This window comes from Streptomyces sp. 351MFTsu5.1 (assembly GCF_000383655.1).
GTDB classification, from domain to species: domain Bacteria; phylum Actinomycetota; class Actinomycetes; order Streptomycetales; family Streptomycetaceae; genus Streptomyces; species Streptomyces griseorubiginosus.
Genome location: NZ_KB911780.1, coordinates 93,559 through 118,199 on the forward strand (window position 1 = coordinate 93,559; position 24,641 = coordinate 118,199).

General features: G+C 71.2%; 18 protein-coding genes and 1 pseudogene. 6 read left to right on the forward strand and 13 right to left on the reverse strand.

Features of this window, described 5'->3' with window-relative positions; genetic code table 11:
• Window positions 1–48: 48 nt before the first annotated feature.
• A complete protein-coding gene (gene pepN / locus H295_RS0114890; protein ID WP_020136131.1) occupies window positions 49–2,637 on the reverse strand; it encodes an aminopeptidase N in 2,589 nt (862 codons plus the stop codon).
• A 137-nt stretch (window positions 2,638–2,774) separates the two neighbouring features.
• Between pepN and H295_RS0114895 the strand changes: the two genes are divergently transcribed.
• Complete coding sequence (locus tag H295_RS0114895; protein WP_020136132.1) at window positions 2,775–3,437, forward strand: DsbA family protein; 663 nt, start codon at window positions 2,775–2,777, stop codon at window positions 3,435–3,437.
• Window positions 3,438–3,704: 267 nt separating this feature from the next.
• Here the strand turns inward: H295_RS0114895 and H295_RS0114905 are convergent, their stop codons facing one another.
• Window positions 3,705–5,132: an FGGY-family carbohydrate kinase gene (locus H295_RS0114905; protein ID WP_020136134.1), complete on the reverse strand. Its 1,428-nt coding sequence runs from the start codon at window positions 5,130–5,132 to the stop codon at window positions 3,705–3,707.
• 21 nt (window positions 5,133–5,153) lie between these two features.
• Window positions 5,154–6,197 (reverse strand): 2-hydroxyacid dehydrogenase, encoded by a 1,044-nt coding sequence (locus H295_RS0114910; protein ID WP_020136135.1) that lies wholly within the window; start codon window positions 6,195–6,197, stop codon window positions 5,154–5,156.
• Window positions 6,198–6,305: 108 nt separating this feature from the next.
• Between H295_RS0114910 and H295_RS43230 the strand changes: the two genes are divergently transcribed.
• From H295_RS43230 to H295_RS0114925, 3 genes are read left to right on the forward strand one after another with little or no spacing between them, the layout of a single operon-like run.
• Window positions 6,306–7,787 (forward strand): FGGY-family carbohydrate kinase, encoded by a 1,482-nt coding sequence (locus tag H295_RS43230; protein ID WP_078616663.1) that lies wholly within the window; start codon window positions 6,306–6,308, stop codon window positions 7,785–7,787.
• Window positions 7,784–8,413, forward strand: a complete 630-nt coding sequence (locus H295_RS0114920) for a histidine phosphatase family protein (protein WP_020136137.1) — start codon at window positions 7,784–7,786, stop codon at window positions 8,411–8,413. Before H295_RS43230 ends, H295_RS0114920 begins: the two co-directional genes overlap by 4 nt.
• Window positions 8,414–8,425: 12 nt before the next feature.
• Window positions 8,426–9,202, forward strand: coding sequence for an SAM-dependent methyltransferase (locus H295_RS0114925; protein ID WP_020136138.1), 777 nt, complete (start codon window positions 8,426–8,428; stop codon window positions 9,200–9,202).
• Window positions 9,203–9,330: 128 nt separating this feature from the next.
• Here H295_RS0114925 and H295_RS43235 read toward each other — a convergent pair.
• The 7 genes and pseudogenes from H295_RS43235 to H295_RS0114960 form a co-directional block, all read right to left on the reverse strand.
• Window positions 9,331–10,670, reverse strand: a pseudogene (locus H295_RS43235) (amino acid permease).
• 112 nt (window positions 10,671–10,782) lie between these two features.
• Window positions 10,783–11,679, reverse strand: a complete 897-nt coding sequence (locus H295_RS0114935) for a TauD/TfdA dioxygenase family protein (RefSeq protein WP_020136140.1) — start codon at window positions 11,677–11,679, stop codon at window positions 10,783–10,785.
• Between the two features lie 14 nt (window positions 11,680–11,693).
• Window positions 11,694–13,028: an LLM class flavin-dependent oxidoreductase gene (locus H295_RS0114940; protein ID WP_020136141.1), complete on the reverse strand. Its 1,335-nt coding sequence runs from the start codon at window positions 13,026–13,028 to the stop codon at window positions 11,694–11,696.
• Between the two features lie 56 nt (window positions 13,029–13,084).
• Window positions 13,085–13,792, reverse strand: coding sequence for an ABC transporter ATP-binding protein (locus H295_RS0114945; RefSeq protein WP_020136142.1), 708 nt, complete (start codon window positions 13,790–13,792; stop codon window positions 13,085–13,087).
• Complete coding sequence (locus H295_RS0114950) at window positions 13,768–14,607, reverse strand: ABC transporter permease (RefSeq protein ID WP_020136143.1); 840 nt, start codon at window positions 14,605–14,607, stop codon at window positions 13,768–13,770. Before H295_RS0114950 ends, H295_RS0114945 begins: the two co-directional genes overlap by 25 nt.
• Window positions 14,604–15,671, reverse strand: a complete 1,068-nt coding sequence (locus H295_RS0114955; RefSeq protein ID WP_020136144.1) for an ABC transporter substrate-binding protein — start codon at window positions 15,669–15,671, stop codon at window positions 14,604–14,606. The genes H295_RS0114950 and H295_RS0114955 overlap by 4 nt, the downstream gene beginning before the upstream one ends.
• 180 nt (window positions 15,672–15,851) lie before the next feature.
• A complete protein-coding gene (locus tag H295_RS0114960) occupies window positions 15,852–17,033 on the reverse strand; it encodes an ROK family transcriptional regulator (protein WP_028809371.1) in 1,182 nt (393 codons plus the stop codon).
• Between the two features lie 438 nt (window positions 17,034–17,471).
• Between H295_RS0114960 and H295_RS0114965 the strand changes: the two genes are divergently transcribed.
• Window positions 17,472–18,047 (forward strand): biotin transporter BioY, encoded by a 576-nt coding sequence (locus H295_RS0114965; RefSeq protein WP_020136146.1) that lies wholly within the window; start codon window positions 17,472–17,474, stop codon window positions 18,045–18,047.
• Here the strand turns inward: H295_RS0114965 and H295_RS0114970 are convergent.
• Together H295_RS0114970 and H295_RS0114975 are read right to left on the reverse strand one after the other, a co-directional pair.
• Entirely contained in the window at window positions 18,037–19,305 is a 1,269-nt protein-coding gene (locus H295_RS0114970; protein ID WP_020136147.1) for an FAD-binding oxidoreductase, read from the reverse strand. The two genes, H295_RS0114965 and H295_RS0114970, sit on opposite strands and share 11 nt — an antisense overlap.
• A gap of 70 nt (window positions 19,306–19,375) precedes the next feature.
• Window positions 19,376–20,101 carry a hypothetical protein gene (locus H295_RS0114975; protein WP_028809373.1) on the reverse strand — a complete coding sequence of 242 codons (726 nt, stop codon included), beginning with the start codon at window positions 20,099–20,101 and terminating at the stop codon, window positions 19,376–19,378.
• Between the two features lie 239 nt (window positions 20,102–20,340).
• On the opposite strand from H295_RS0114975, the gene H295_RS47925 reads away from it, so the two are divergent.
• Complete coding sequence (locus H295_RS47925; RefSeq protein ID WP_234021613.1) at window positions 20,341–23,001, forward strand: serine/threonine-protein kinase; 2,661 nt, start codon at window positions 20,341–20,343, stop codon at window positions 22,999–23,001.
• 61 nt (window positions 23,002–23,062) lie between these two features.
• Here the strand turns inward: H295_RS47925 and H295_RS0114985 are convergent, their stop codons facing one another.
• A complete protein-coding gene (locus H295_RS0114985) occupies window positions 23,063–24,475 on the reverse strand; it encodes an amino acid permease (RefSeq protein ID WP_020136150.1) in 1,413 nt (470 codons plus the stop codon).
• Window positions 24,476–24,641 lie beyond the last annotated feature (166 nt).

Genomic DNA, 24,641 nt, shown 5'->3' on the forward strand with positions numbered 1-24,641 from the left:
GGAACGGATTTCGTAACGGCTACCCGACGCTCAAGCTCAGGCCATAGGTCAGCTCTGGTTGACGGCCCCCGCGTCGCACGCCTGTCCCCGCAGCGCCCGCGCCAGATCGTCCCGCCCCTCGAGGACCAGCCTGCGCAGCGCCGGCGCCGCGTCCTCGTGCGCCGCGAGCCACGCGTCGGCCGCGTCCAGGGTGGCCCCCGAGTCCTGGAGCGAGGGGAACAGTCCCGAGACGATGTTCATCGCGATCTGGATCGAACGGTCCCGCCAGATCCGCGTGAGGGCCGCGAAGTACTTCTCCGTGTAAGGGGCGAGCAGCTCCCGCTGGACCGGCCGGCCCCAGCCCGCGATCGTCGCCTCGGCCAGCGCGTTGGACAGCGCGTCCGACTCCACGACCTGCGCCCAGCCCTGAGCCTTCACCGCCGCGGACGGCCGCGCCGCCAGACACCGCACCTGGTGGCGCTTGCCCGACGCGGTGTCGTCCCGGGCCAGCTCCGCCTCCAGCTCCTTCTCACCGGCGAGCCCGTGCACGACCAGCGGTTCCAGGAACGCCCACCGCAGCTCCTGGTCGACCTCCAGACCCGGCACGCTCGACGTGCCGTCCAGCAGCCCCCGCAGCAGATCGAAGCCACCCTGGTCCTCGGCCGTGCGGGCGAAGAAGCGCGCCCACGCCAGCTGGTGCTCGCTGCCCGGCGCGGTCCGCTCCAGCAGCTCGCCCTCGGCGCACTCGGCGAGCAGCGCCGCGCCGTGCGGTCGCCAGTCGGGGGCCGCGTAGTGCGTGACCGCCGACTCGGCCCAGGCGTGCAGCATCTGGAGCACGCCGATGTCGGACTCGCGTCCCGCGAACCGCGTCACCAGCTCCACGAAGTCCCGCGCCGGCAGCAGCGCGTCCCGGGTCATGTTCCACAGCGCCGACCAGCACAGGGCCCGCGCGAGCGGATCGGACACCGAACCGAGCCCCGACTTCAGGGTCTCCAGCGAGGTCGTGTCGAAGCGGATCTTGCAGTACGTCAGGTCGTCGTCGTTGACCAGGACCAGCGCCGGCGCCTCCGCGCCCGCCAGCTCCGCCACGACCGTGCGCGGCCCCTCGACGTCCACCTCGGCGCGCGCGTACCGCTCCAGCGTCCCGTCCGCCGCGGCCCGGTACAGGCCCACCGCCACCCGGTGCGGCCGCAGCTCCGGGTGCGACTCGGCGGCTTCCTGCACGACCGCGAGCTCGTCCACGAGCCCCTCCGCGGACAGCAGCACCTGCGGGGTCAGCGAGTTGACCCCGGCCGTCTGGAGCCAGGACCGCGCCCACGCGCCCATGTCCCGGCCGCTGGTCTCCTCCAGCACCGACAGCAGGTCGCCGAGCCGGGTGTTGCCGTAGGCGTGCCGCTTGAAGTAGCGCCGGGCGCCCTCCAGGAACGCGTCCTGACCGACGTACGCGACGAGCTGCTTCAGCACGGAGGCACCCTTGGCGTAGGTGATGCCGTCGAAGTTGAGCTTGGCGTCCTGGAGGTCGCGGATGTCGGCCGTGATCGGGTGCGTGGAGGGCAGCTGGTCGGCGCGGTACGCCCAGGCCTTGCGGCGGTTGGCGAAGGTGATCCAGGCGTCCTTGAAGCGGGTCGCGCCGACGTTGGCGAAGGTGCCCATGAAGTCCGCGAAGGACTCCTTCAGCCACAGGTCGTCCCACCACACCATGGTGACCAGGTCGCCGAACCACATGTGCGCCATCTCGTGCAGGATGACGTTGGCCCGGCCCTCGTAGGACGCCTGCGTGACCTTGCCGCGGAAGATGAACTCCTCGCGGAAGGTCACCAGACCCGGGTTCTCCATCGCCCCGAGGTTGTACTCCGGCACGAACGCCTGGTCGTACTTCCCGAAGGGGTACGGGTAGTCGAAGTGCTCGTGGAAGAAGTCCAGCCCCTGCTTGGTGACGAGGAACACGTCGTCGGAGTCGAAGTAGGGGGCGAGGCCCTTGCGGCACAGGGCGCCGAGGGGGATCTCCAGGCGGGTGCCGTCGTCGAGGACGCGCTCGTAGGTGTCCGTCACGTAGTGGTAGGGGCCCGCGGTGACACAGGTGATGTACGTCGAGATCGGCTTGGTCTCCGCGAACCGCCACACCCCGTCCGTCAGGGTCCCGGCCCCGTTGCTCCACACCGTCCACCCCTCGGGCGCCCGCACCTCGAAGCGGTACGGCGCCTTCAGGTCCGGCTGCTCGAAGTTGGCGAACACCCGGCGCGCGTCGGCCGGCTCGTACTGCGTGTAGAGGTAGACCTCGCCGTCCTCGGGGTCGACGAAGCGGTGCATGCCCTCGCCGGTGCGGGAGTAGGCGCACTGGGCGTCGACGACCAGTTCGTTGTCGGCGGCCAGGTCCTCCAGGGCGATCCGGGAGCCGTCGAAGACCTCCCCCGGGTCGAGGTCCCGGCCGTTCAGCGACAGGGCCGTCACGCTCGGCGCGATCAGGTCCGCGAAACTGGCGGCCCCCGGCTCGCTGCACCGGAAGCGGATCGTGGTGACGGACCGGAAGGTGCGCGGGCCCTCCCCGGCCTGGTCACCGACCGCCGAGCGCAGGTCGAGGGACACGTCGTACCCGTCGACGGACAGCAGGGCGGCCCGCTCCCGGGCCTCCTCGCGGGACAGATTCTCACCGGGCACGGGCGGTGCTCCCTCGGATGGTGTTCAACATGCGGACAGGCCCGATCCTGCCATGTGCCCCTGACATCGGTCAGCCGGGAATGGGGTGGGCGGCGACCGGTGTTGCGGGTTGAAACGAACACTTCTCTAGGAGACCCATGTCCGAGACCGCGACCGCCTCCGGCAAGACCCCCGTCGACTTCTGGTTCGACCCGCTGTGCCCCTGGGCCTGGATGACCTCCCGCTGGGTCCTGGAGGTCGAGAAGGTCCGGGACATCGAGGTCCGCTGGCACCTCATGAGCCTCGCGGTCCTCAACGAGCCGAAGATCGACGAGCTGCCCGAGGAGTACCGCGAGCTGCTGGAGACCAAGGCCTGGCAGCCGATCCGGGTCGTCACCGCGGCCTGGCAGAAGCACGGCTCCGACATCCTCGGCCCGCTCTACACCGCGCTCGGCACCCGGATCCACAACGAGGGCCAGGGCCCGACGCGTGAGGCCGTCGAGGGCGCCCTTGCGGACGTCGGCCTGCCCGCCGACCTGATCGAGTACTTCGACCAGAAGGACTTCGAGTTCGACGCCGAGCTGCGCGCCTCCCACAAGGAGGGCATCGACAAGGTCGGCCAGGACGTCGGCACCCCGGTCATCGCGGTCCCCGGCCCCGACGGCGAGCAGATCGCCTTCTTCGGCCCGGTCGTCACCCCCGCCCCCAAGGGCGAGGAGGCGGCCCGCCTCTGGGACGGCACCGTGGCGGTCGCCTCGGTCCCGGGCTTCTACGAGATCAAGCGCACCCGCACCAAGGGCCCCGACTTCAGCAACCTGTAGTCACTTCTCCGGCTCGGGGAAGGAACCCCCGTCGTTCTGGTTCCCGCGTCGCTGATACCGCAGACACCCCTCACGCGCGCACCGGAAGTACGAGCCCAGGCTGGTGTGCCTGGGCTTGTGCTCCCGGACGTACGCCTGCTCCTCGTCGGTGAGAGCCCGAAACTCCTGAAGCGACCCACCACAATTCGAGCACCGCATGAACACCGTGCACTCCAGCCCACCCAGGGGCGCGGGGAACTGCGCGACGAGCCACGATGAAACCCGCGGCTAACGACCGGCCCGCCCCCGAGCCTCATCCAACCGCACCACATGCTCCTGGAAACCCTTGGAGTAATACGCAGAACGCCCCGGATCAGGCTCAACGATCATCGTCGGCTCGGTCCACCCCCCGGCATCAAGAGAAACCCCGAACCGCTCGGCCGCGGCCAACACCGCCCCCCGGGCCCCCACCTCCCCTTCGACAACCCGAAGCGGCCGCCCCAGCACATCCGCCAGCAACTGCATCCACGCGGAACTCCGAGTCCCCCCACCGCACACAGCGAGAGCGCCCGTCAGCCCGGCCGCCTCCAGACAGTGCCGGGCCGCGTACCCGATCCCCTCACAGGTCGCCCGGACCAGATCCGCGGGCGTCGTCTCCAGGGACACCCCGCTCAACTCGGCCCGCAGACGAGGCTCGACAAAGGGAGCCCGCTCCCCGGAGGGAGCGAAGTACGGCAGCACCCGCACCCCGCGCGCCCCCGGCGGAGTCGCCGCCAGCAGCCCGTCCACCTCCGCGTGCGTGACGCCGGTCGTCGACAGCACCCAGTCCAGCGCGGCCGTACCGACCATCGCCGGCATCGCCCGCAACCGGTGCCCCGGACGGTCCGTGGAGATGTACAGCCCGGCCGGCTCCCCGCTCAGATCCAGCTCGGTCGTGGCGACCAGTGCGGCGAGACACGTGCCCACGATGAGCAGTCCGTCCCCCGGCTCCGTGACCCCTGCCCCCAGCGCACAGGCCGGCAGATCGTAGGGCCCGTTCGAGAGCCGGGTCCCGGCCGGCAGTCCTTCCCCCCGAGCCGCCCCCGTGGCGATCCGGTCCTCCACGGAGGGCAGCAACCGACGCCGACGGGTGAGCCCCAGCAGCTCCACCACCCGGTTGTCGTACGTCCGGCTCCGGGGGTCCAGAAAGGGCATGGACGCGTCCGACACGTCCGTCAGAGCCCGCGCAGCGCCCGTCAGCCGCTGGAAGACCATGTCCTTGCAGTACACGGCGGCCGCGGCCGCGTCCAGGGACTTCGGGTCGTACCGGTCCAGCCAGGCCAGCAGCGGTCCCGGCGAGCCCGGGAACATCGCGCCGCCGGTCCGCCGGAACACCGTCTCGAAGGTGCCGTCCGCCAGCCACTGGTCGAGGAGTTCGTGCGCCCGCCCGTCCATCCAGGACACCGCGGACCGCACCGGCCGCCCCTCCCTGTCGACCAGCCACACCCCGTCGCCCTGCCCGGTCAGCCCGGCCAGCTCCACCGGCTCCGGCACCCGCGCGGTCAGCTTGGCGAGGACGTCGACGACGGCGTCGTAGACCTCCGTCATGTCCTGCTCGACGAAACCGCCGTGCAGGGAGAGTTCCACCGGGCGTGACTCGACGGCCAGTTGGCGTCCCTCACCGTCGAAGGCGGCGGCCTTGACCACGGACGTGCCCACATCGATACCGACGTACATTCGGATTCCCTTCTACGACCGTCACGTCAGGCAGTGCGCCAGCCGCTCCCCGCGTGCCCAGCGGCCCACCTCCTCGGCCGCGATCCTCGCCGCCTTCTCGGCCACCGCCCGGCTCGCCCCGCCGAGGTGCGGGGTCAGGACGACCCGGTCGGCCAGGGCGTGCAGCCGGGAGTCCGCGGGCAGCGGTTCGAGCTCGTAGGTGTCGAGGGCCGCCGCCGACAGCCGGCCGCTCTCCAGGGCGTCGCACAGGGCGGACTCGTCGATCAGCGGGCCGCGGGCCACGTTCACCACGACCGACCCCTCCGGCAGCAGCCCCAGCTCGCGGGCGCCGATCAGACCGCGGGTCTCGGAGGTGAGCCGGGCGTGCAGGGTGATGACCCGGGACCGGGCGAGGAGGTGGTCGAGGGAGTTCACCCGCAGACCGTGGATCTCGCCGCGCACATAGGGGTCGTACACCATGACCTGCGCCCCGAACGCGCACAGCACGCGCGCCACCCGGCTGCCCACCGCCCCGTAGCCGACGAGCCCGACGGGCAGGTCCTCCAGTTCGAGGCCGCTGTGCTCGTAGGTGTAGTAGGCCGCGCCGCTCTCCCACCTGCCCCGGGCGGCCAGCAGGTCGTGGGCCTGCGGGATGCGGCGCAGGGCGGCGAGCAGCATGCCGACGGTGAACTCGGCGGTGGCGGCGGCGTTGCGGCCGGGCGCGAAGCACACCCGTACGTCATGGGCCTTGGCCGCGTCCAGGTTCACGTTGACCGGGCCGCCCCGGCACACCACCACCAGCTTCAGCCGGTCGGCCGCCTCCAGGACCCGTTCGGTGACCGGGCCCATCTGGGTGACGAGGACCTCCGCGCCGTCCAGCGCCTCGATCAGCTCGTCCTCGGCGTCGCTCGCCTCCGTCACCTCGGAGACGGGCCCGAAGGGTTCGAGGGGCCAGCCGAGCGTCAACTCCTTGGTCTCCACGGCGATGCCGCCCAACTCGGCCTCGACGGCCCCGGCGATCAGCCCCGGCAGCACGAAGTGGTCGCCGGCCGCCACGACACGTACGGGATCGGTCCTCTGGGTCATCGTCGACCTCCGGATCGTCGCTTCACTGACACGATGTTGAGCCGCCGGTCCGGGGTACGCATAGACCCCGTGCGGGTGGGAGGTGCCGGCAGGGCGGAGATGACCGAGATGACTGACGAGAACGAGACGGCGTGGCTGGGGATCGACCTCGGCACGCAGAGCGTGCGCGCGCTGCTGGTCACGGCCGGCGGAACCGTGCTGGGCCGGGGCTCCGCCCCGCTCGGCGGCCGACGCGAGGGAGTACGGCACGAGCAGGAGCCGGGGGAGTGGTGGGAGGCGGTCCGCACGGCGACCCGTTCCGCGCTTCTCACCCGGTCGGGCGTACGCGTCGGAGGGCTCGCGGTCTGCGGGACCTCCGGGACGGTCCTGCTGACGGACGCGGAGGGCCGCCCGACGAGCCCGGCGCTCATGTACGACGACGCCCGCGCGGCCACCGAGGCGGCGGGGCTGCGGGCGGCCGGGCTCGCGGTCCAGGACACCTGGGCGCTGCCCAAGGCGCTGTGGCTCGTCGCCGCTCACGGCAAGGGCCGGGTCACCCACCAGCCCGACACCGTCACCGCCCGGCTGGTCGGACGGCCAGTGCCCACCGACTCCAGCCACGCCCTCAAGACGGGCTACGACCTTCAGCGCGACGCCTGGCCGGACATCGCCCTCGACCTCCCCGAGGTGGTCCGCCCCGGCACCCGGCTCGGCGAGGTCTGCCCGGCCGCCGCCGAGGCCACCGGCATCCCCGCCGGGACCCCGGTCGTGGCCGGGATGACCGACGGCTGCGCGGCCCAGATCGCGGCTGGCGCCCTGCGGCCCGGCTCCTGGAACTCGGTGCTCGGCACCACCCTCGTCCTCAAGGGGGCCGCCCCGGAACCGGTCCGGGATCCCACCGGCGTGGTCTACAACCACCGCGCCCCTGACGGGACATGGCTGCCGGGCGGGGCGTCGAGCGTGGGCGCGGGGGCGCTCCCGGCGGACCCGGACCCCGCGGCCATGGACGAACGGGCGGCCGCGTACGAGCCGTCCGGAGCGGTCGCCTACCCGCTGGTCTCGCGCGGGGAGCGGTTCCCGTTCCGCGCCCCGGACGCCACCGCCTTCCTCCTCGGCACCCCGGTCGACGACGCCGACCATTGGGCCGCGCTCCTCCAGGGCGTCGCGTTCGCGGAACGCCTGTGCCTCGACTACCTGCACCACCTGGGCGCCCCTCTGGATGGCCCGCTCACCTTCACGGGCGGCGCGGCCCGCAGCCCGTACTGGAACCAATTGCGCGTCGACATCCTGGGCCGCCCGGCCCGAGTCCCGGAACAGCCGGAACCGGCCCTGGGGATGGCCGCGTTGGCGGCGCACGGCGTGACGGGGGAGCCGCTGGCGGATGTCGCGGAGCGCATGGTCCGCATCCGTACAGTCCTGCAACCGCGCCCAGCCCGCACAGCACTCTTCGCCGACCCGTACGCCCGCCTCGTCGACGAACTCACCCAGCGAGGCTGGCTTCCAGCCCCGGTCGCGGCGCAGGCGTACAGCGGCCTGAACCCACCCAGGGGCGCGGGGAACTGCGCGACCAGCCACGACGGCGCCGCACTCGAAGACGGGACCAGCCCATGACCACAGGCACAACCCTCCTACTGACCCGCCACGGCCAAACGATCTGGCACGCCGAGAACCGCTACGCCGGCGTGAGCGACATCGGCCTCACGGACGAAGGCCGCGCCCAGGCGAATGCACTCGGCCGCTGGGCCGCCGAACACCGTCCCGACGCGATCTGGACGTCGACCCTCTCCCGGGCGATCGCCACCGCCGAACCGGCCGCCCAAGCCCTCGGCAGAGAACCGCACCGCGAACCCGGCCTGAGGGAGTGCGACTTCGGCGTGCTGGAGGGCCGTACCCTCGACGAGTTCGCCGCCGAAGTCCCCGACGCGGCCGAGGCGTTCCGCGCGGACCCGGTGACGTATCCCTTCCCCGGCGCGGAGGATCCGACGGCGGCCGCCGCTCGCGGCACCGCGGCCCTGCGCCGCATCGCCGCCGCCCATCCCGGCGAGCGGGTCCTGGTCGTCGCCCACAACACCCTGCTGCGGCTGGTGCTGTGCACCCTCCTCGGGATTCCGCTCGCCGAGTACCGCAGAGTGTTCCCGCGGTTGCGCAACGCGGCGATCACCGAACTCCGCCTCGACAAGGACGGATCCGCCGCACTTCTCTCACTCAATGTGCCGTGCGAACAGGACCGGTCGTAGCACGATAGGACCATGACGGAGATCGACACCTCGGTGCCGCATTCGGCCCGGATCTGGAACTACTGGCTCGGCGGGAAGGACAACTACCCCGTCGACGAGGCGGCCGGCGACGCCTACACCGCCGTCTTCCCGGGGATCGTCACGATCGCCCGCAGCAGCCGCGCCTTTCTCGGCCGCAGCATCCGGTACCTGGTCGAGGAGGCGGGCGTCCGCCAGTTCCTGGACGTCGGGACCGGGCTGCCCACGGTCGACAACACCCATGAGGTCGCCCAGCGCCACGCGCCCGACGCGAAGATCGTCTATGTCGACAACGACCCGCTGGTCCTCGCCCACGCCCGCGCCCTGCTCACCTCCACCCCGGAGGGCGAGACGGCGTACGAGGACCTGACCCTCTACGAGCCGGAGAAGATCCTCGAGGCTGCCTCCCGGACCCTGGACCTGACCCGTCCCACGGCCCTGATCCTCAGCGGTCTCCTCGGTCATGTCGCCGACTACGACCTGGCCCGGGGCCTGGTCGGCCGGCTGCTGGCGGGTCTGCCCTCCGGCAGCTATCTCTGCGTCAACGACGGGTCGCGCGGCACCGACCCGGACTACGAGCAGGCCCAGGACGCCTACAACGAGACCGGAGCGGTGCCCTACTTCCTGCGTCCGGTCGAGAAGATCGAGGCGTTCTTCGAGGGTCTGGAGCTGGTGGACCCCGGGGTGGTGTCGGTCCCGCTGTGGCGCCCGGACGGCGACGCGACCCCGGCTCCGATCGGCCAGCACGGCGGTGTCGGCCGCAAGCCCTGACGGCCCCCGGACACGGAAGGCCCCCGCGAGTCACGTCCTCGCGGGGGCCTTCCTTTCTCCACCCGATCCCCGTGAAGGTTGAGAAGACGATCACGAGGGGGAGGTGCCTTATTGCAAGTAACTTGCAACTACACGGTAGCAACAGGAAGCGCCTTCTGTCGTGCGTATCCGGCGACCGCCAGCGCCAGCGTCATCGCACCCGTCGCGTACAGCTGCACCCGGGTGCCCGGCTCCCTGGCCATCAGGACGAGGATCGCCGCCATGCCGGCCAGGGCGACCCAGGTCAGGACGGGGAACGCCCGCGAGCTGCGCAGGCGCAGATGGGAGACGGCGACGATGATCCAGACGACGAGGACGACCGCGCCGATCATGTTGAGGAGCCAGGAGAAGACGTCGTCGGGCCGCCAGTAGCTCAGCACCACACAGCCGAAGCCGAAGCCGCACGACACCAGCACCGCGATCCGCGGCACGCCGCCGGACACCCGGCCGAGCGCCTTGGGACCCAGACCGCGCTCCACGAGCGAGTAGGCGATGCGCGAGGAGCCGTAGACGTTGGCGTTCATCGCGGAGAGCAGGGCCACCAGCACCACCACGTTCATCAGCTGCCCGGCGCCGGGGATGCCGAGGGAGTCGAGGGCGGCGACATAGGGGCCCTTCTCCACGACCGCCTTCGAGTCCCAGGGGACCAGGATCACGATGACCGCCATCGAGCCGATGTAGAACAGCCCGATCCGCCACATCGCCGTACGGACCGCGTTGGTCACCCCGCGCACCGGGTCCTCGGACTCGGCGGCGGCGATGGTGACCGTCTCCAGACCGCCGTAGGCGAAGACCGAGGCGAGCAGGCCGACGACCAGGCCCTCGCCGCCGCCGGGGAAGAACTCGGTGAGGTGGGCGGTGCCGGGGGAGTCCGTGCCGGGCAGGAGACCGGCGATCGCCAGGACGCCCAGGACCAGGAAGAGGCTGATCGCACCGACCTTCAGGGCGGCGAACCAGAACTCGAACTCGCCGAAGTTCTTCACCGCGGCCAGGTTCGTGGCGCAGAAGACCAGCATGAACAGGGCCACCCAGGCCCACTCCGGGGTCCCGGGGAGCCAGCCGGTCACGATCTTCGCGGCGCCGATGCCCTCCAGGCCCACCGCCGTGCACAGCAGCACCCAGAACGACCACCCGGCCGTGAACCCGGCCCACGGGCCGATCGCCCGCTCGGCGTGCGCGGAGAAGGAGCCGGAGGAGGGGTGGGCGGCCGACATCTCGCCATCCGCATCACCAGCATCACGAGGAGTCCGGAGAGGGTGTAGGCGAGGACGATCGACGGGCCGGCGGCGGCGATCCCCGCGCCGGACCCGACGAACAGCCCGGCGCCGATGACCCCGCCGAGGGCGATCATCGACAGATGGCGCTGCTTGAGGCCGTGGGAGAGCGAGGCGGCGGACTCTTGTGGAGTCGTGACCGTGGTGCTGGGCATGGGCGTGGTTCGTCCAGTGCGTGAGACGGCAAAAACGCCCACAGTCTGGGCGGTCTCCCCTGGTCACAGGGGAGACCGCCCATCATGCGGACGCATTGGGCACGGATCGTGACTACGCGGCCACGGACGTGTAGTGCGAGGCGTCGCCCTCGATCGACCAGCTCTCCTTGCCCTCGATGCCCACCGGGACGTCCCCGGCGATGGTCACCCGGTGCAGCCGGCGCGGCAGACCGTCGTAGTTGTCGACGGCGTAGTGCTGGGTGATGCGGTTGTCGAAGAGGACCAGCTGGTTCTCCGACCAGCGGTGCCGCAGCAGGTTCTCCGGGCGGGTCACGTACGACTGGAGGATGTCGAGCAGCTTGCGGGACTCGCCCGCCGACAGCCCCACGATCCGCTGCGCGAACCCGCCGATGAACAGCCCGCGTTCGCCCGTCAGCGGGTGCACCCGGACCACCGGGTGGGCGGTGCGGTACTTGATCGAGGTGAACCGGGCGCGCCGGGCGGCCTGTTCCTCGTCGACGGACTCCTCCGGTACGGCGTAGTCGTAGTCGTTGGTGTGCTCGGCCCACAGTTCGTCGGCGAGCCGGCGCAGGGGCTGCGGCAGATCCCGGTACGCGGCCGCCGAGTTGGCGATCAGGGTCTCGCCGCCGTACGGCGGGATCGTCAGGCTGCGCAGGGTGCTGGCCTGGGGCGGGTTGAGGACGAAGGTGACGTCGGTGTGCCAGTGGTTGGCGGCCTGGCCGCCCTCGCTGTCGACGGGCAGGACGTTGGGGGCGCCGTCGATCGCGGGCACGGTCGGGTGGGCGGTGGTGAGCTCGCCGAAGTGCCGGGCGAAGGCCTGCTGGCCCTCGTCGTCGAGGTTCACGTCGCTGAAGACCAGCGCCTTGTGGACGTTGAGGGCGTCCCGCAGCGCCGTGGCCGTCTCCTCGTCGAGAGGCCGGGAGAGGTCGACACCCGAGACGTGGGCGCCGATGTGCGCGGTGACCTTGCGGATCTCGATACCGGACATGGGAGGGGTCCTTCCTAGGCGTGGACGGGCTGGACGTGCTGGTTGGCGGGGCGGGGCAGGCCGTAGCGCTCCCGCAGGGTGGTGCGCGGTCCGTACTCCGTGCGGAGCAGACCGCGGGTGCGCAGGATCGGGACCACGTGGTCGACGAAGGCGTCCAGGCCCGAGGGGAGCACCGGGGGCATGATGTTGAAGCCGTCGGCGGCGCCCTGCGTGAACCAGGTCTCGATGGCGTCGGCGACCTGCTCGGGCGTACCGGCGAAGGTGAGGTGACCGCGCCCGCCGCCCAGCCGCCCGATCAGCTGCCGCACGGTGAGCCGGTCGCGCCGGGCCAGCTCCACGACGAGCGTGTACCGGCTCTTGGCGCCCTCGACGGCCGACTCGGGCGGCAGGTCCGAGGGCAGCTGTCTGTCCAACTCCAGGGAACCTTCGGGCAGTTGCAGCAGCCGCTCCAGGTTGGCCACGCCGTGCCGGTGCACGATGTGGTCCTCCAGCTCCTGCTCCTTCGCGCGCGCCTCGGCCTCCGTGGCGCCGATGACCGGCACGATGCCGGGCAGCACCTTGATGTGCTCGGGGTCACGGCCCACCGCGGACGTCCGCGCCTTGAGGTCGGCGTAGAAGGCCCGTGCGTCCTCGATGGTCTGCTGGGCGGTGAACACGGCCTCCGCGTACCGGGACGCGAACTCCTTGCCGTCCTCGCTCGACCCGGCCTGCACGAGCAGCGGGTAACCCTGCGGCGAGCGCGGGACGTTGAGCGCGCCCTCGACGCTGAAGTACGTCCCCTTGTGGCGCGGCGGGTGGATCTTCGCGTCGTCGCCCCAGACGCCGGTGGCCTTGTCGCCGACGATCGCGTCGTCCTCCCAGCTGTCCCAGAGCTTGAGGGCGACGTCGAGGAACTCGCCGGCCCGGGCGTACCGCTCCGCGTGCGCCGGCTCGTGCTCCAGACCGAAGTTCCGGGCGGCCTCCTTGCCGGCGGTGGTGACGATGTTCCAGCCCGCCCGGCCTCCGCTGATGATGTCCAGCGAGGCGAACTTCCGGGCCAGGTTGTAGGGCGAGTTGTACGACGTGGACGCGGTCGCGATCAGCCCGATGTGCTCGGTGGCCGTCGCCAGCGCGGTCAGCAGCGTCAGCGGCTCCAGCGCACCGGCGGGCCGCTGGGCGAGACTGCTCCACAACTGCGGCCCGTCGGCCAGGAAGAGCGAGTCGAAGGTCCCGCGCTCGGCGATCTTCGCGAGCCGTACGTAGTGGTCGAGCGAGACATGGGCGAACGGATCACTCTCGGGCAACCGCCAGGAGGCTTCGTGGTGCCCGGTGGTCATGAGGAAGGCGTTGAGGTGGAGGTGGCGGGGCATGGTGGTTCCTTTGCTGCGGGAGGGATTCTTGTGTCGTGCCGGGTTCGGCAAGTTCGTCAGTCACTGGAGCCGACCGTCACCCCCAGCGCCGCCAGCAACCGCACCCGGTACTCCTCCCGAGACCGGTCCCGCTCGATCGTCAGGTCCAGCCCGATCCGCCCCGCCTCCAGCACCAGCACCCGGTCCGCAAGGACAACCGCCTCGTCCACGTCGTGCGTCACGAGCAGCACCGACGGCTGATGCCGCTTCCACAGCTCCCGCAGCAGCGCGTGCATCTTGATCCGCGTCAGCGCGTCCAGCGCCCCGAACGGCTCATCCGCGAGCAGCAGTTCCGGCTCCCGCACCAACGACCGCGCCAGCGCCGCCCGCTGCTGCTCACCGCCGGACAACTCGTTCGGCCAGGCCCTCTCCCGCCCCGCCAGACCGACCTCGGCGAGGGCCTCGCGCCCCCGCTCCTCCCCGTCGGTGCCCAGCAGGACGTTGTCCAGCACGCGCCGCCAGGGCAGCAGCCGGGAGTCCTGGAAGACCACCGACACCCTTTCGGGAGCGGTGAGTTGCCCGCTGCCCACCACCTCGTGGTCCAGCCCCGCCACCGCCCGCAGCAGGGTGCTCTTGCCGGAGCCGCTGTGCCCGAGCAGTGCCACGAACTGTCCGGCCGGGATGTCGAGGTCGATGCCGTCGAGGACGGTACGCCCGTCGAACGACCGGGTGAGTCCCCGCAGTTGCACGGCGGGCCGGGTCAGCTGCTCAGTGTGCGGCGCCATGACAGCACCCTCCGTTCGATGAGACGGACCGCGCTGTCGGAGACCAGGCCGAAGACGCCGTAGACGACGAGACCGACGAGGATCACATCGCTCTGGCCGTAGTTCTGGGCCTGGAACATCATGTAGCCGAGTCCGCTGGTGGCGTTGATCTGCTCCAGGACGACCAGGCCGAGCCAGGAGCCGGTGACGCCGAGCCGGAGTCCCACGAAGAATCCGGGCAGCGCGCCGGGGATCACGATCTGCCGTACGAAGGCGAACCTCGACAGCCCCTGGACCTCGGCGAGTTCGACGAAGCGGTGGTCGATGCCGGCCAGTGCGGCATGGGTGTTCAGATAGATCGGGATGTAGACGACGATCGCGATGATGGCGACCTTGAAGGACTCGCCGATGCCCAGCCAGAGGATGAACAGCGGGATCAGGCCGAGGGTGGGGATCGCCCGGTTGAGGTTCACCGTCCCGTCGATCAGCGCCTCGCCGGCCCGGCTGAGCCCGGCGGCCAGGGCCAGGGCGACACCGGCGACGAGACCGATGGCGAACCCGTACCCGGCCCGCTCCAGCGAGGTCAGGATGTCGGTGGGCAGGGTCCCGGCAGTCCACAGGTGGGCGCCGGTCCTGACCACCGTCCAGGGCGCGGGGATCGCGGCCGGGTCGAGCCGTCCCGCGGCGGAGGCGGCGGACCACAGGGCGAGGAGAAGGAGCGGTCCGACGAGCCGCGCCGCGGGCAGCCGCCTGCCGGGGGAGAGCCGGCGGCGCCTGCGCACCTGCGTGCTCACCTCGGGGGCGACGACCGGGACGGTCGTGGTCACGGCGCTCACCGCCGGTACTCCGCCGGCACGGCCTGCGCGGCGATGTCCTCGAAGCGGTGGTCGAACAGCTGGCCCACGTCGAACTTCTTCACGAAGCCGCCCTCCGCCAGCAGATCCGCGGTCTCCTGCTCCCACTTGATCGCCTCGCTCCAACTCGGCGGGAACAGCGGCTTGTTGGCGAGCGCGGTGACCGCTTTGGCCTGCGGGAGCGTCAGGTTCTGGGTCTTCACGTAGAACTCCTCGTTCCAGATGTCGGGGTTCTCGTACGTCCACACCTGGCTCCTGGCCCAGAAGGGGATGTAGGCGGCGACCGCGGCGGCCTTCGCGGGGTCGGCCAGCACGGAGGTAGGCGCCCACAGCAGGTTGAGCAGGTCGACCACATCGGTGGTGACGGCCCGGGCACCCTTGGCCTCGTACTGCTTGAGGTAGGCGGGCGCCTGGCTGTTGGCGAGCGGGGCCACGTCCACCTGCCCGGACTGGAGGGCCGTGAGGAACTGGTTGCTGGTCAGCGGGACGAGCCTGACGTCGTCGTAGGCGAGCCCGGCCTTCTTCAGCGCCCGCAGCAGCACGACCCCCTGGGCCTGCCCCTGCGAGAACGCGAGCCGCTTCCCCTTGAAGTCCGCGACCGTCCGGATGTCGCTGCCGGGCTTGGTGGCGAAGAGGTAGTTCGGCTTACGGGTGATGTTGATCGCGACGATCTTCGTGGCGTAGCCCTGGAAATGCGCCTGGATCGGCGGGATTCCCGCGTTGTTGCCGATGTCCAGGGAGCCGGCCCGGAATGCGTTGATGACATCGGGGCCGGCCCCGATATTCGCCCAGGTACTCACCTTGAACGGCAGTGGCCCCAACTTTCCGAGTTTCAGTTGGAGTTGCTGGGCGCCCAGATAGGAGGCGATCTTCAGGCTCGTACCGGCCGGGACCTTGGCGGCGAGCGGGGCGGACAGGGCGCCCTTGGTGTCGGCTACGGCGCTGCTGTCGGCGCAGCCGCTGAGCCCGGCGACACCGGCGGCGGCACCGAGGACGGAGGAGAGGAACAGCCGCCGGTCGATGCCGGACGTGCGGGAATAGGGCATAGGAATGCTCCCTGAATCAGTGCAGGAGAAAGTCACGAAGAAATGCGTTCACGCAGGGGAAATGAGCGCGTCACACGGGGCAACGTGTCAGCAACAGAAGGCGCGACAGTGCAGGTTCGGGCTCATGAACAGGATGTTCGCCGTTCCGTGGAAGCCCTGTCAACATTCCGAGTTTCTGAATTAAATAGCCTCAGGTGAAGCGGCCAGAGGATCCCGGTAGAGCACGTCGAGAGCCACCGAACCGCCCGCCACGGCGAGTACGGAATCCGGGAAACTCGACGGGACGACGGAGGTCGCGCGGTCGCCGCCGACGCCCTCGCGCAGGGCGACGAGGCAGTCCTCGCGGTGCAGGATGCCGATCTCGGTCACCACGACCGTCTCCGGGTTCAGCACGTCGAGCAGCAGCCGGGCGGCCCGCCCGACGGCGTGCGCCCGTTCCACCAGCAGCCGCAGCGCCGCCGGATCGCCCGCGGCCGCGGCCGTCAGCACATGCATCGGGTTCACGCCCTCGGTGACCCCCGCCCGCCGGGCCCGCCGGCACAGGGTGCGCTCGCTCAACTCGGCCTGGAGGCAGCCGGTCCGGCCGCAGTCGCAGGGCTCGGTGCCGCCCGGCACCGGCAGATGGGCGATCGCGCCCGCCTGGGAGCGCGGCCCGTGGTGCACCTCGTCGTTGGTGGCGAACGCCGCGTCCACCACGTTGCCGACGAACAGATGCAGCACGCTCCGGCTGCCGCGCGCCCGCCCGAACAGCCGCTCCGCGTTGACCAACGCCCGCGCGTGGCCGTCCACATGGACCGGCAGGCCGGTGCGGGTACCGAGCAGCTCCCGCACCGGTACCTCGTGCCAGCCCAGCAGGGGGTGCTCGACGACGGTCCCGGAGTCCCGGTCCACCCAGCCGCCGGCCGCGAAGCCGACGCCGAGGCACCTGAGCCGCGGCGACCGCTCCAGGAGCGCGGCGAGCCCGTCGGCGGCCCGCGCCAGGATCGCGGAGGCGTCGGTGCTCTCGTGCCGCAGCTCCCGCACGGCCACCACCCGGCCCCGCAGATCGAGCAGCGTGACCGTTGTATAGGGGACGGCCACATGGACGCCGCCCACGACGAACCGTGAGTCGTCCAGGTCGACAGGCACATGGGGTCGACCCACACCCTGGGATTGCCGGGGCGCCTCCGACTCCCGGATCAGGCCCAGTTCGGTGAAGCGGGAGCAGTAGTCGGTCACCGACGCCGGGGACAGCCCGGTCAGCCGGGCGATGGTGCTGCGCGCCACCGGCCCGTGCTCCAGCACGGACCGCAGGACGACGCTGGCGCTCGTCCGGCGCCGGGAGGTGGGAGCGGGGGCAGGGGGTGTCGCGGTACGGGGCATGGAGGACCGTCCTCGGGAACGGGGGCCGACACGTCTCGGAGGGCGAGGCGGGCCGGGGCCCGACTCACACCGGACGGCGACAGACGGCCGTGCCCACGCGTCGGAGGTCGACGTGGCGACGCGACGAGAAGTACCGGGACTGGGCGACCATGTCTGGAAGGGTAGGGCAGGAACGGTGAATCCGACCAGACCACTAGGGTTCGTTCGGTGAAGCTGTGTGTTTGGTGAGTCCCCACAGCCGCGCCACCAGGGTCGCTGTCACCCCGGCCACCTCACCTCAGTGACCGGAGTCACCCCGAACCGGGTGTAACCCGCACTCTTTGTCCGGAGCCCACCAAGCCCCGGCTCCCGGCTTTGTCGACGGTTGACGGTGATCGGCCGCGGGAGGCCGGGATAGCGTCACCGGAGTCCCTTGTCGTTCACCCCCGCGGAGTCCCCATGAGCACCGCCGTCGCCACCACCCGCACCGGCCAGGTCCTCGCCGACCTGATCCCCGCCTCCCGTGTGCGGGACGTCGCGCTCGTGGTCGGCGGTGCCGCGCTCACCGGTCTCGCCGCGCAGATCGCCGTGCCCGTGCCGGGCTCCCCGGTGCCGGTGACCGGCCAGACCTTCGCCGCGCTGCTCGTCGGCACGAGCCTGGGCGCCCGCCGCGGTGTGGCCTCCCTCGCGCTCTACGCGCTGGCCGGCCTCGCGGGCCTCCCGTGGTTCGCCCAGGGCACCTCCGGGTTCTCCGTCTCCTTCGGCTACATCCTCGGCATGATCCTGGCCTCCGCCGCCGTCGGCGCCCTGGCCCGCCGCGGCGCCGACCGCAACGTCTGGCGGACGGCCGGCGCGATGCTGGTCGGCGAGGCGATCATCTACGCGATCGGCGTGCCCTACCTCGCCTACGCCGCCGGCCTGTCGCTGTCCGCCGCCGTCGCGGCCGGCCTCACCCCGTTCCTCCTCGGTGACGCCCTCAAGGCGGCCCTGGCGATGGGTCTGCTGCCCGGCGTCTGGAAGCTCGTCAGGCGCTGACGCTCCTCCGGAAGAGGCTCACCGGGTCGTACCGCGACTCCAGCTCGGCGAGCCTCTTGCGCGTTTCCGGGTCGTGCAGCCCCTCGGTCCGGTCCCCGGCCCCGAAGGCGAAGTTGACGCTGCGGCCGAGGGTGACGGGCGCGAGCAACCGGAGGGCCGGGTCCAGCAGCGCCCGCGCCTGCCGCCGCCCGCCCATGGTCAACAGCCGTACCAGGAAACGCCCTTCGCGATACGGCACCGAGTTCGGCGCCGGTCGCGCCAGCGTCCCGCCCAGATGATTGATCTGTACGACCACCATGGCCCCGGCGCCGGGCCCGGTCCGCTCCAGCAGTTCACCGGCCCGCTCCACGTCCAGCGCGCTCAGCACCGCGCTGTCCCCGTAGTAGCTGTGCGGGACGTCGGGATCGCTGTGGATGGTGTGGCTCTCGGCGTACGGCATCTCCCGCAGGGTGTCCGCGAGCACCGGCCCGATCTCCCGCAGCGGGGCGAGGAGTCGCTCCCCACCGGCGCCGGTGTACGCCACCCGCACCGAGACGACGTACCGCCCGCGCAGATGCGGCGGCAGCGCCGGCAGGTCCGGGTACGGTACGGCGGCGAAGGACGAGGTCAGCGTGGACGGCACGGTCCTGGTCCACTCCTCGTACGCCCGCAGCAGGGCACGCGGAGCGACCTCGCGGCCGTCGAAGGCGAGCGAACCGCCGTACAGCGTCCGCACGGGAACGAGCCCGATCTCCAACTCGGTGACGACGCCCAGGCGGTGGCCGCCGCCGAGAAGGCCCCAGTACAGCTCTGACCCCTCGGTGACGTGCCGGAGCTCGCCGTCCCCGGTGACCACGTCGAGGGAGCGGACATGGTCGGCGGCATAGCCGAACTCCCTTGCCAGGATGCCGAGTCCGCCGCCCAGCGTGTAGGACACGGCACCGACACCCGGTGCGGAGCCGTTGAGCGGCGCGAGCCCGTGCGGCACGGCGGCCGTCACCACGTCACGCCAGCGGACACCCGCCTGGACGCGGGCGGCGCGCGCCGGGGCGTCGATGGTCACCCGGTCCATGTGGCGGGTGCTGACGAGGACTCCGCCCTCCACCGCGCCCGGCAGTCCGTGTCCGGTGGCCAGCACGGACACCGGCAGCCGTGCGTCGGCCGCGTGGCGCACGGCGTCCACCACGTCCTCGCTGGAGCGCACCGGGAACACATGGTCGGGGCGCAGCGCGAAACCGGTCTGGAAACTGGTGACTTCGTCGTGGGTCGAGGTGTTCATGCCGGACAGGGTGGAGGCATAACCTGACACCTTCCGTCAGGTTATGCCTCCGTGGGTCTCCCGCTCTGGGTCAGACGGTGCGCTGTGGTCGCCGCTGCGACCACCACAGGCCGGCCGCGCCCGCAGCCAGCAGCGCCGCGCCCGAAGCCCCGAGGGGCAGCAGGTCACGTCCCACACCGGTCTTCGGGAGTTCGCTCGGGGCGTCACCGCCGGGTCCCACCGGCTTGTTGTCGGTGCCCAGCAGCAGCGGGGTGGCCGGGGCGTTCGGCGACGGGTTCGTCGTACCGAACGGAACCGGGCCCTGCTGCCAGAACGTCTTCTTCCCGTCGCCGGTCTGCACCGGCAGGCAGATCTTTCCGGTCTTGCCGAGATCGAATGTCGCGTCGACGGCGTACGACTTCGACTTACCGGCTGCGAGATTGTCGATCGGGCAGGCGAAACCGCTGTTCGAACCCTCCGGCAGATCCTTTTCTTCGATCGGAGAGCAGCCTTGAACGTTTTTGACCGTCATGCCGTCGAATCCGACGACCAAAAGCCTGATCCTTCCGCTGTCCTTGCTCCCGTCGTTCTTCACGGTGGCTGTGAGATCGGTCTTCTGCGACTTGTTGTCGACGGAGATCGTCCCCGGCAGTGTCGTCGTCAGCTCCACACCGGCCGGCGCCTTGTCAACGGCCTTTCCCCCCTTGCTGCTTGCCGGTCCCTCGTCCGCGCTCGCGGTGAACGGCAGGATCATCACCGTCGAGAAGGCTGCCGTGACCAGCGATCCGGCAATGGTCGTCATACGACGAGAACTCATGTTCGTCCCCCTTGGCTGCGCCTGAATTCGCAGTACTTGAAGAGGTACCACAAGATTTCTCCGCACTATGCTGGTACGGCTCGAAGTGTGACCATTGTGTTCCACTCGGGACATCGTCGAGGGGGTGCAGCGGATTGCCGGGAAATACGGGAGACACGGGAAATGCGAGGCGCGGCGGAGTTCCAGGGCTCCTGGTGACGGGCCGTTATCGCCTGGTCGAGAGTATCGGCCAGGGGGGAATGGGGCGGGTGTGGCGGGCCGCCGACGAGATGCTCGACCGGCAGGTCGCGGTCAAGGAGATGCGGATCGACGGCCTCGACGCGGAGGACACCCGCACCCGCCGTGAACGCACCCTGCGCGAGGCCCGCGCGACGGCCCGCATCGACCACCCGAACGTCGTACGGGTCTACGACGTCGTGGACGAGGGTGAACGCCTGTGGATCGTCATGGAGTTGGTCAAGGGCCGCTCCCTGGAACGGATGATGGTGGAGGACGGCGCGCTGGACCCGCGCGCGACGGCACTGCTGGGCCTGGGCCTGGTGGAGGCGCTGCGCCAGGTGCACGCGCGGGGCGTGCTGCACCGGGACATCAAACCCGGGAACGTCCTGGTGGAGTCCGGCACCCGGACGGGCCGCCGGATCGTGCTCACGGACTTCGGCATCGCCGCGATGCAGGACGCCAAGGCGCTCACCATGGTCGGCATGCTCGTCGGCTCGCCCGACTACATGGCGCCCGAGCGGGTCTCGGGGCGCCCTCAGGGCCCGCCGTCGGACATCTGGTCCCTGGGTGCGACGCTCTGCGCGGCTCTCGGCGGCCGCTCCCCGTTCTCCCGCGACACCACCCTGGCCACGCTCCACGCGGTCCTCTACGAGGAGCCTGAACTCCCGGCGGCGGCAGGCCCGTTGACCGACATCCTCGCGGCCCTCCTGGAGAAGGACCCGTCGATACGACCGGGGCTCGACGAGGTGGAGGCGGCCCTCCAGGTGGCCGCGTTCTCGGCTCCCACGCCCACGTTGCGGGTGGGGCCGGTGGAGGACCCCGGCACACCGGAGGTTCCTGGAGCTGCGGGGGCTCCAGGAACGCCGGATGCTCCGGACGCGGGGGTGGAGCCGGTTCCGCCGGACGGGCCGCCGTGGGCTCCGCGGGAGTCGCCGACGCCGGCCTATCTGGATCCGGGGGTCGTGCGAGCGGCACGGGATCCCCGGGTACCGGCTCCGACGACCGGGCCGGAGTCGGCCGTACGCGAGTCAGCGGGGGACCCTGGCCCGGCGGAGCCGTCGGATGCCGTGCCCCTCGCCTTCTCGGGCGCCGGTGAGGAGGCCCCGGAGACACCTGCACGGCCGGACACGGACGCCGAGAGCCCTCCACCTGCCGAGACGGCAGCAGCACAGCAGGCCTCCTCGACCGAGGGCCCGAAGCCTGCCGAGCCATCCGCGTCTGCCGGGCGTTCCGCCCCTGTCGAGCCGTTCGCGTCTGCGGGGGGTTCCGCCCTCGCCGGGTCGTCCGGGCCGGCGGAGCGGTTCGCGGCCGAATCCTCGGCCTCTGGCGGGTCGTTCGCCGTGGCCGAGCCGTCCGCGTCGGCTGGGCGTTCCGCGTCTGTCGAGCCGTTCGCGTCCGCGGGGGGTTCCGCCCCCGCCGAGTCGTCCGGGTCCCCGGAGCGGATCTCCGCCGAGCCCCCCGCCCACGGCGAACCGTTCGCCCCCGCGGTCCCCGCCCACGGCGAACCATTCGCCCCCGGGCTCCCCGCCGGCGGCGACCGTGCCAGTGCGTCCACCGAGGCGCGCTCCGAGGACGGGTCGGAGGTCAGGTCCGAGGCGTCGGCCGGGAACTCCGTGGGGGCCGTGCTCCGGGCCGGGGCCACCACGACCAGTACGCCCCTGGCGAGCGCCCCCACCCAGGACTCCCTCTCCGCGGGCGCCCCCACCGAGCACTACCCCATGCCGGACGCGCCGACCCGGGACACCCCGACCCGCGTGGCCTCCGCCCCCACCCGCGTCGGCCCGCGCTCCGGTGTCTCCCTGATCCGCGGCAACCAAGCCGAACCCGACCAGCATCCCGGCGGGGAACCGGACCCGGGCCGCGCAGGCGACAGCGGCGCCACTTCCCCCTCCGCACCCGACACCCACCCCCTCCCCGGCCGGGACCCCGCCGTCGTGCTCGGCCCTCACCCCCACCGCCTCCCCCCGGAGGAACCCCCCGACGAGGCCGAACTCCCCGGCCCAGCCCGCCCCGCCACCGCCCCGCACCGCACCCGGCGCCGCACCGCCCTCGTCGCCGCAGGCGGAGTGCTCACCGCGGCCGCAGTCGTTGTCGGGATCGTCCTCGCCACCACCTCCGGCTCACCCGGAGACAACCAGGCGGGCGGGCCCTCGTCCGGTTCCGCCTCCGTCTCCGCCTCCGTCTCCGCCTCCGGAACCGGTGCCTCCACCCCCGGCACCCCGTCCTCCACCGTCGAGGGCACCTCCCGCCCCCGCTCCCTGCCGCCCGGCGCCCACGAGGAGGCCGGCGGGTTCGCGTGGGCGACCCCCACCGGCTGGCGGCGGGACGTGAAGACCGGGGCGGAGGTCCACTACACCTCGCCCGACGGCAAACAGGAGCTCGCGGCCAAGTCCTCGCTGGCCCGGGGCGACCTGATGGAGACCTGGGAGACCTCCGAGCAGAACGCCCACCAGGGCCAGGACTACCGCAAGATCCGTCTGGAGGAGACGACCTTCCGCGATCACCCCGCGGTCGTCTGGGAGTACACCTTCACCCTCGGCGGCATCCCCTGGCACGCCCAGCTGCTCGGCTTCAACGAGGGCGACAAGTCGTACCAGATCAACACCTGGTACCAGCCCGGCATCGAGCAGCAGGCCCTCGACACGTACGAGAGGGTCAAGGACAGCTTCACCGTGCTGTGAACCGCACAGCACAAGGGCCCCGGGGTGTGCACCCCGGGGCCCTGCACGCACCGTCGAAAGGTCAGACGGACACCTTGTCCGTGACGTCTCCGGCCGACGCGGACGCCGTACGCCCGCGCCCCCCGACCTTCTCCCGCACCACGGCGATGACCAGCACCAACGCGGCGACGAGCAGCGACAGCAGCACGGTCTCCCGCCCGTCGTGCTCGGTGTCGGTCAGCATGTAGCCGAGGACGAAGACGATCAACGCGGCCGTCGCCCAGGTCAGATACGGATACAGCCACATCCGCACGACCAGCTTCTCCGGCGCCTCGGCCTGGATGATCTTCCGCATCCGCAGCTGCGAGAAGCAGATGACCAGCCACACGAACAGGGCGACCGCGCCGGAGGAGTTGACGAGGAACAGGAAGATCTTGTCGGGGGAGAGGTAGTTGAAGAAGACGGCGACGAAGCCGAACACCACCGACGCGAGGATCGCGGCCATCGGCACACCCCGCCCGTTGACCCGCGCGAACGCCTTCGGCGCGTCGCCCCGCTCACCGAGCGAGAAGGCCATCCGGGAGGCCGTGTAGAGACCGGAGTTGAGACAGGACAGCACCGAGGTCAGCACGATGAAGTTCATGATCTGACCGGCGTGCGCGATCCCGAGGGAGTCGAGCGCGGCCACGTAGGAGCCCTTGTCCTGGATGGACTTGGAGTCCCACGGGATCAGCGTGACGACGACGAAGATGGACCCGAGGTAGAAGACCGCGATCCGCCAGATGATGCTGTTGGTCGACTTGGTCACGGCCCGCTGCGGGTCCTCCGACTCACCGGCCGCGAGGGTCGCGATCTCGCTGCCCATGAAGGAGAAGACCACCAGCAGCACACCGGTGAGGATGGCGCCGGGCCCGTTCGGCAGGAAGCCGCCGTGACCGGTGAGGTTGGAGAAACCGGCCTGGTCGGTGTGGACGCCGGGGAGCACACCGAACACCGCGAGCAGGCCGACGACGATGAACGCGCCGATGGCCACGACCTTGATCCCGGCGAACCAGAACTCGAACTCGCCGTAGGACCCCACCGAGACCAGGTTGGTGGCGGTCAGCACGACCATCACGATCAGCGCCCACCCCCACTGCGGTACGGCGGGTATCCATCCTTCGAGGATCTTGGCGCCCGCGGTCGCCTCGACGGCGAGCACCACGACCCAGAAGAACCAGTACAGCCAGCCGATGGAGAACCCGGCCCAGCGGCCGAGCGCCCGGTCGGCGTGCGCGGAGAACGAACCGGAGGTGGGGTTGGCGGCCGACATCTCACCGAGCATCCGCATCACCAGCACCACGAGCGTGCCGACGAGCGCGTACGACAGCAGGATGCCGGGTCCGGCGGTGGCGATACCGGAGCTGGAGCCCACGAAGAGGCCCGCGCCGATGACTCCGCCGATGGCGATCATCGAGAGGTGGCGGTTCTTGAGTCCGGCCTGGAGACCAGTCATACGGGGAATTCCTTCGTGCCGGGGTGGGGGGTCCCGTACGAGCGGTGTACGGGTCGGTCCAGTGAATCGGAGGCAAAGAGATTCCTGAACCTCTGAATCCAGATCGTTACTTGAGGTTTTCTTGAGGTTCCATTGCCAGGTCCCTCGTTTCCTTGCCTGACACCCG

What these genes read in the sequence shown, in the direction of transcription:
- H295_RS0114920 (WP_020136137.1), top strand. Translation starts at nt 7,784, where the DNA reads ATGACCACAGGCACAACCCTCCTACTGACCCGCCACGGCCAAACGATC.
- H295_RS0114960 (WP_028809371.1), bottom strand. Translation starts at nt 17,033, where the DNA reads ATGCCCCGTACCGCGACACCCCCTGCCCCCGCTCCCACCTCCCGGCGC.
- H295_RS0114945 (WP_020136142.1), bottom strand. Translation starts at nt 13,792, where the DNA reads ATGGCGCCGCACACTGAGCAGCTGACCCGGCCCGCCGTGCAACTGCGG.
- H295_RS0114935 (WP_020136140.1), bottom strand. Translation starts at nt 11,679, where the DNA reads ATGTCCGGTATCGAGATCCGCAAGGTCACCGCGCACATCGGCGCCCAC.
- H295_RS0114985 (WP_020136150.1), bottom strand. Translation starts at nt 24,475, where the DNA reads ATGACTGGTCTCCAGGCCGGACTCAAGAACCGCCACCTCTCGATGATC.
- H295_RS0114955 (WP_020136144.1), bottom strand. Translation starts at nt 15,671, where the DNA reads ATGCCCTATTCCCGCACGTCCGGCATCGACCGGCGGCTGTTCCTCTCC.
- H295_RS0114895 (WP_020136132.1), top strand. Translation starts at nt 2,775, where the DNA reads ATGTCCGAGACCGCGACCGCCTCCGGCAAGACCCCCGTCGACTTCTGG.
- H295_RS0114975 (WP_028809373.1), bottom strand. Translation starts at nt 20,101, where the DNA reads ATGAGTTCTCGTCGTATGACGACCATTGCCGGATCGCTGGTCACGGCA.
- H295_RS0114910 (WP_020136135.1), bottom strand. Translation starts at nt 6,197, where the DNA reads ATGACCCAGAGGACCGATCCCGTACGTGTCGTGGCGGCCGGCGACCAC.
- H295_RS0114925 (WP_020136138.1), top strand. Translation starts at nt 8,426, where the DNA reads ATGACGGAGATCGACACCTCGGTGCCGCATTCGGCCCGGATCTGGAAC.
- H295_RS0114965 (WP_020136146.1), top strand. Translation starts at nt 17,472, where the DNA reads ATGAGCACCGCCGTCGCCACCACCCGCACCGGCCAGGTCCTCGCCGAC.
- H295_RS47925 (WP_234021613.1), top strand. Translation starts at nt 20,341, where the DNA reads ATGGGGCGGGTGTGGCGGGCCGCCGACGAGATGCTCGACCGGCAGGTC.
- H295_RS0114905 (WP_020136134.1), bottom strand. Translation starts at nt 5,132, where the DNA reads ATGTACGTCGGTATCGATGTGGGCACGTCCGTGGTCAAGGCCGCCGCC.
- H295_RS0114970 (WP_020136147.1), bottom strand. Translation starts at nt 19,305, where the DNA reads ATGAACACCTCGACCCACGACGAAGTCACCAGTTTCCAGACCGGTTTC.
- H295_RS43230 (WP_078616663.1), top strand. Translation starts at nt 6,306, where the DNA reads ATGACTGACGAGAACGAGACGGCGTGGCTGGGGATCGACCTCGGCACG.
- H295_RS0114940 (WP_020136141.1), bottom strand. Translation starts at nt 13,028, where the DNA reads ATGCCCCGCCACCTCCACCTCAACGCCTTCCTCATGACCACCGGGCAC.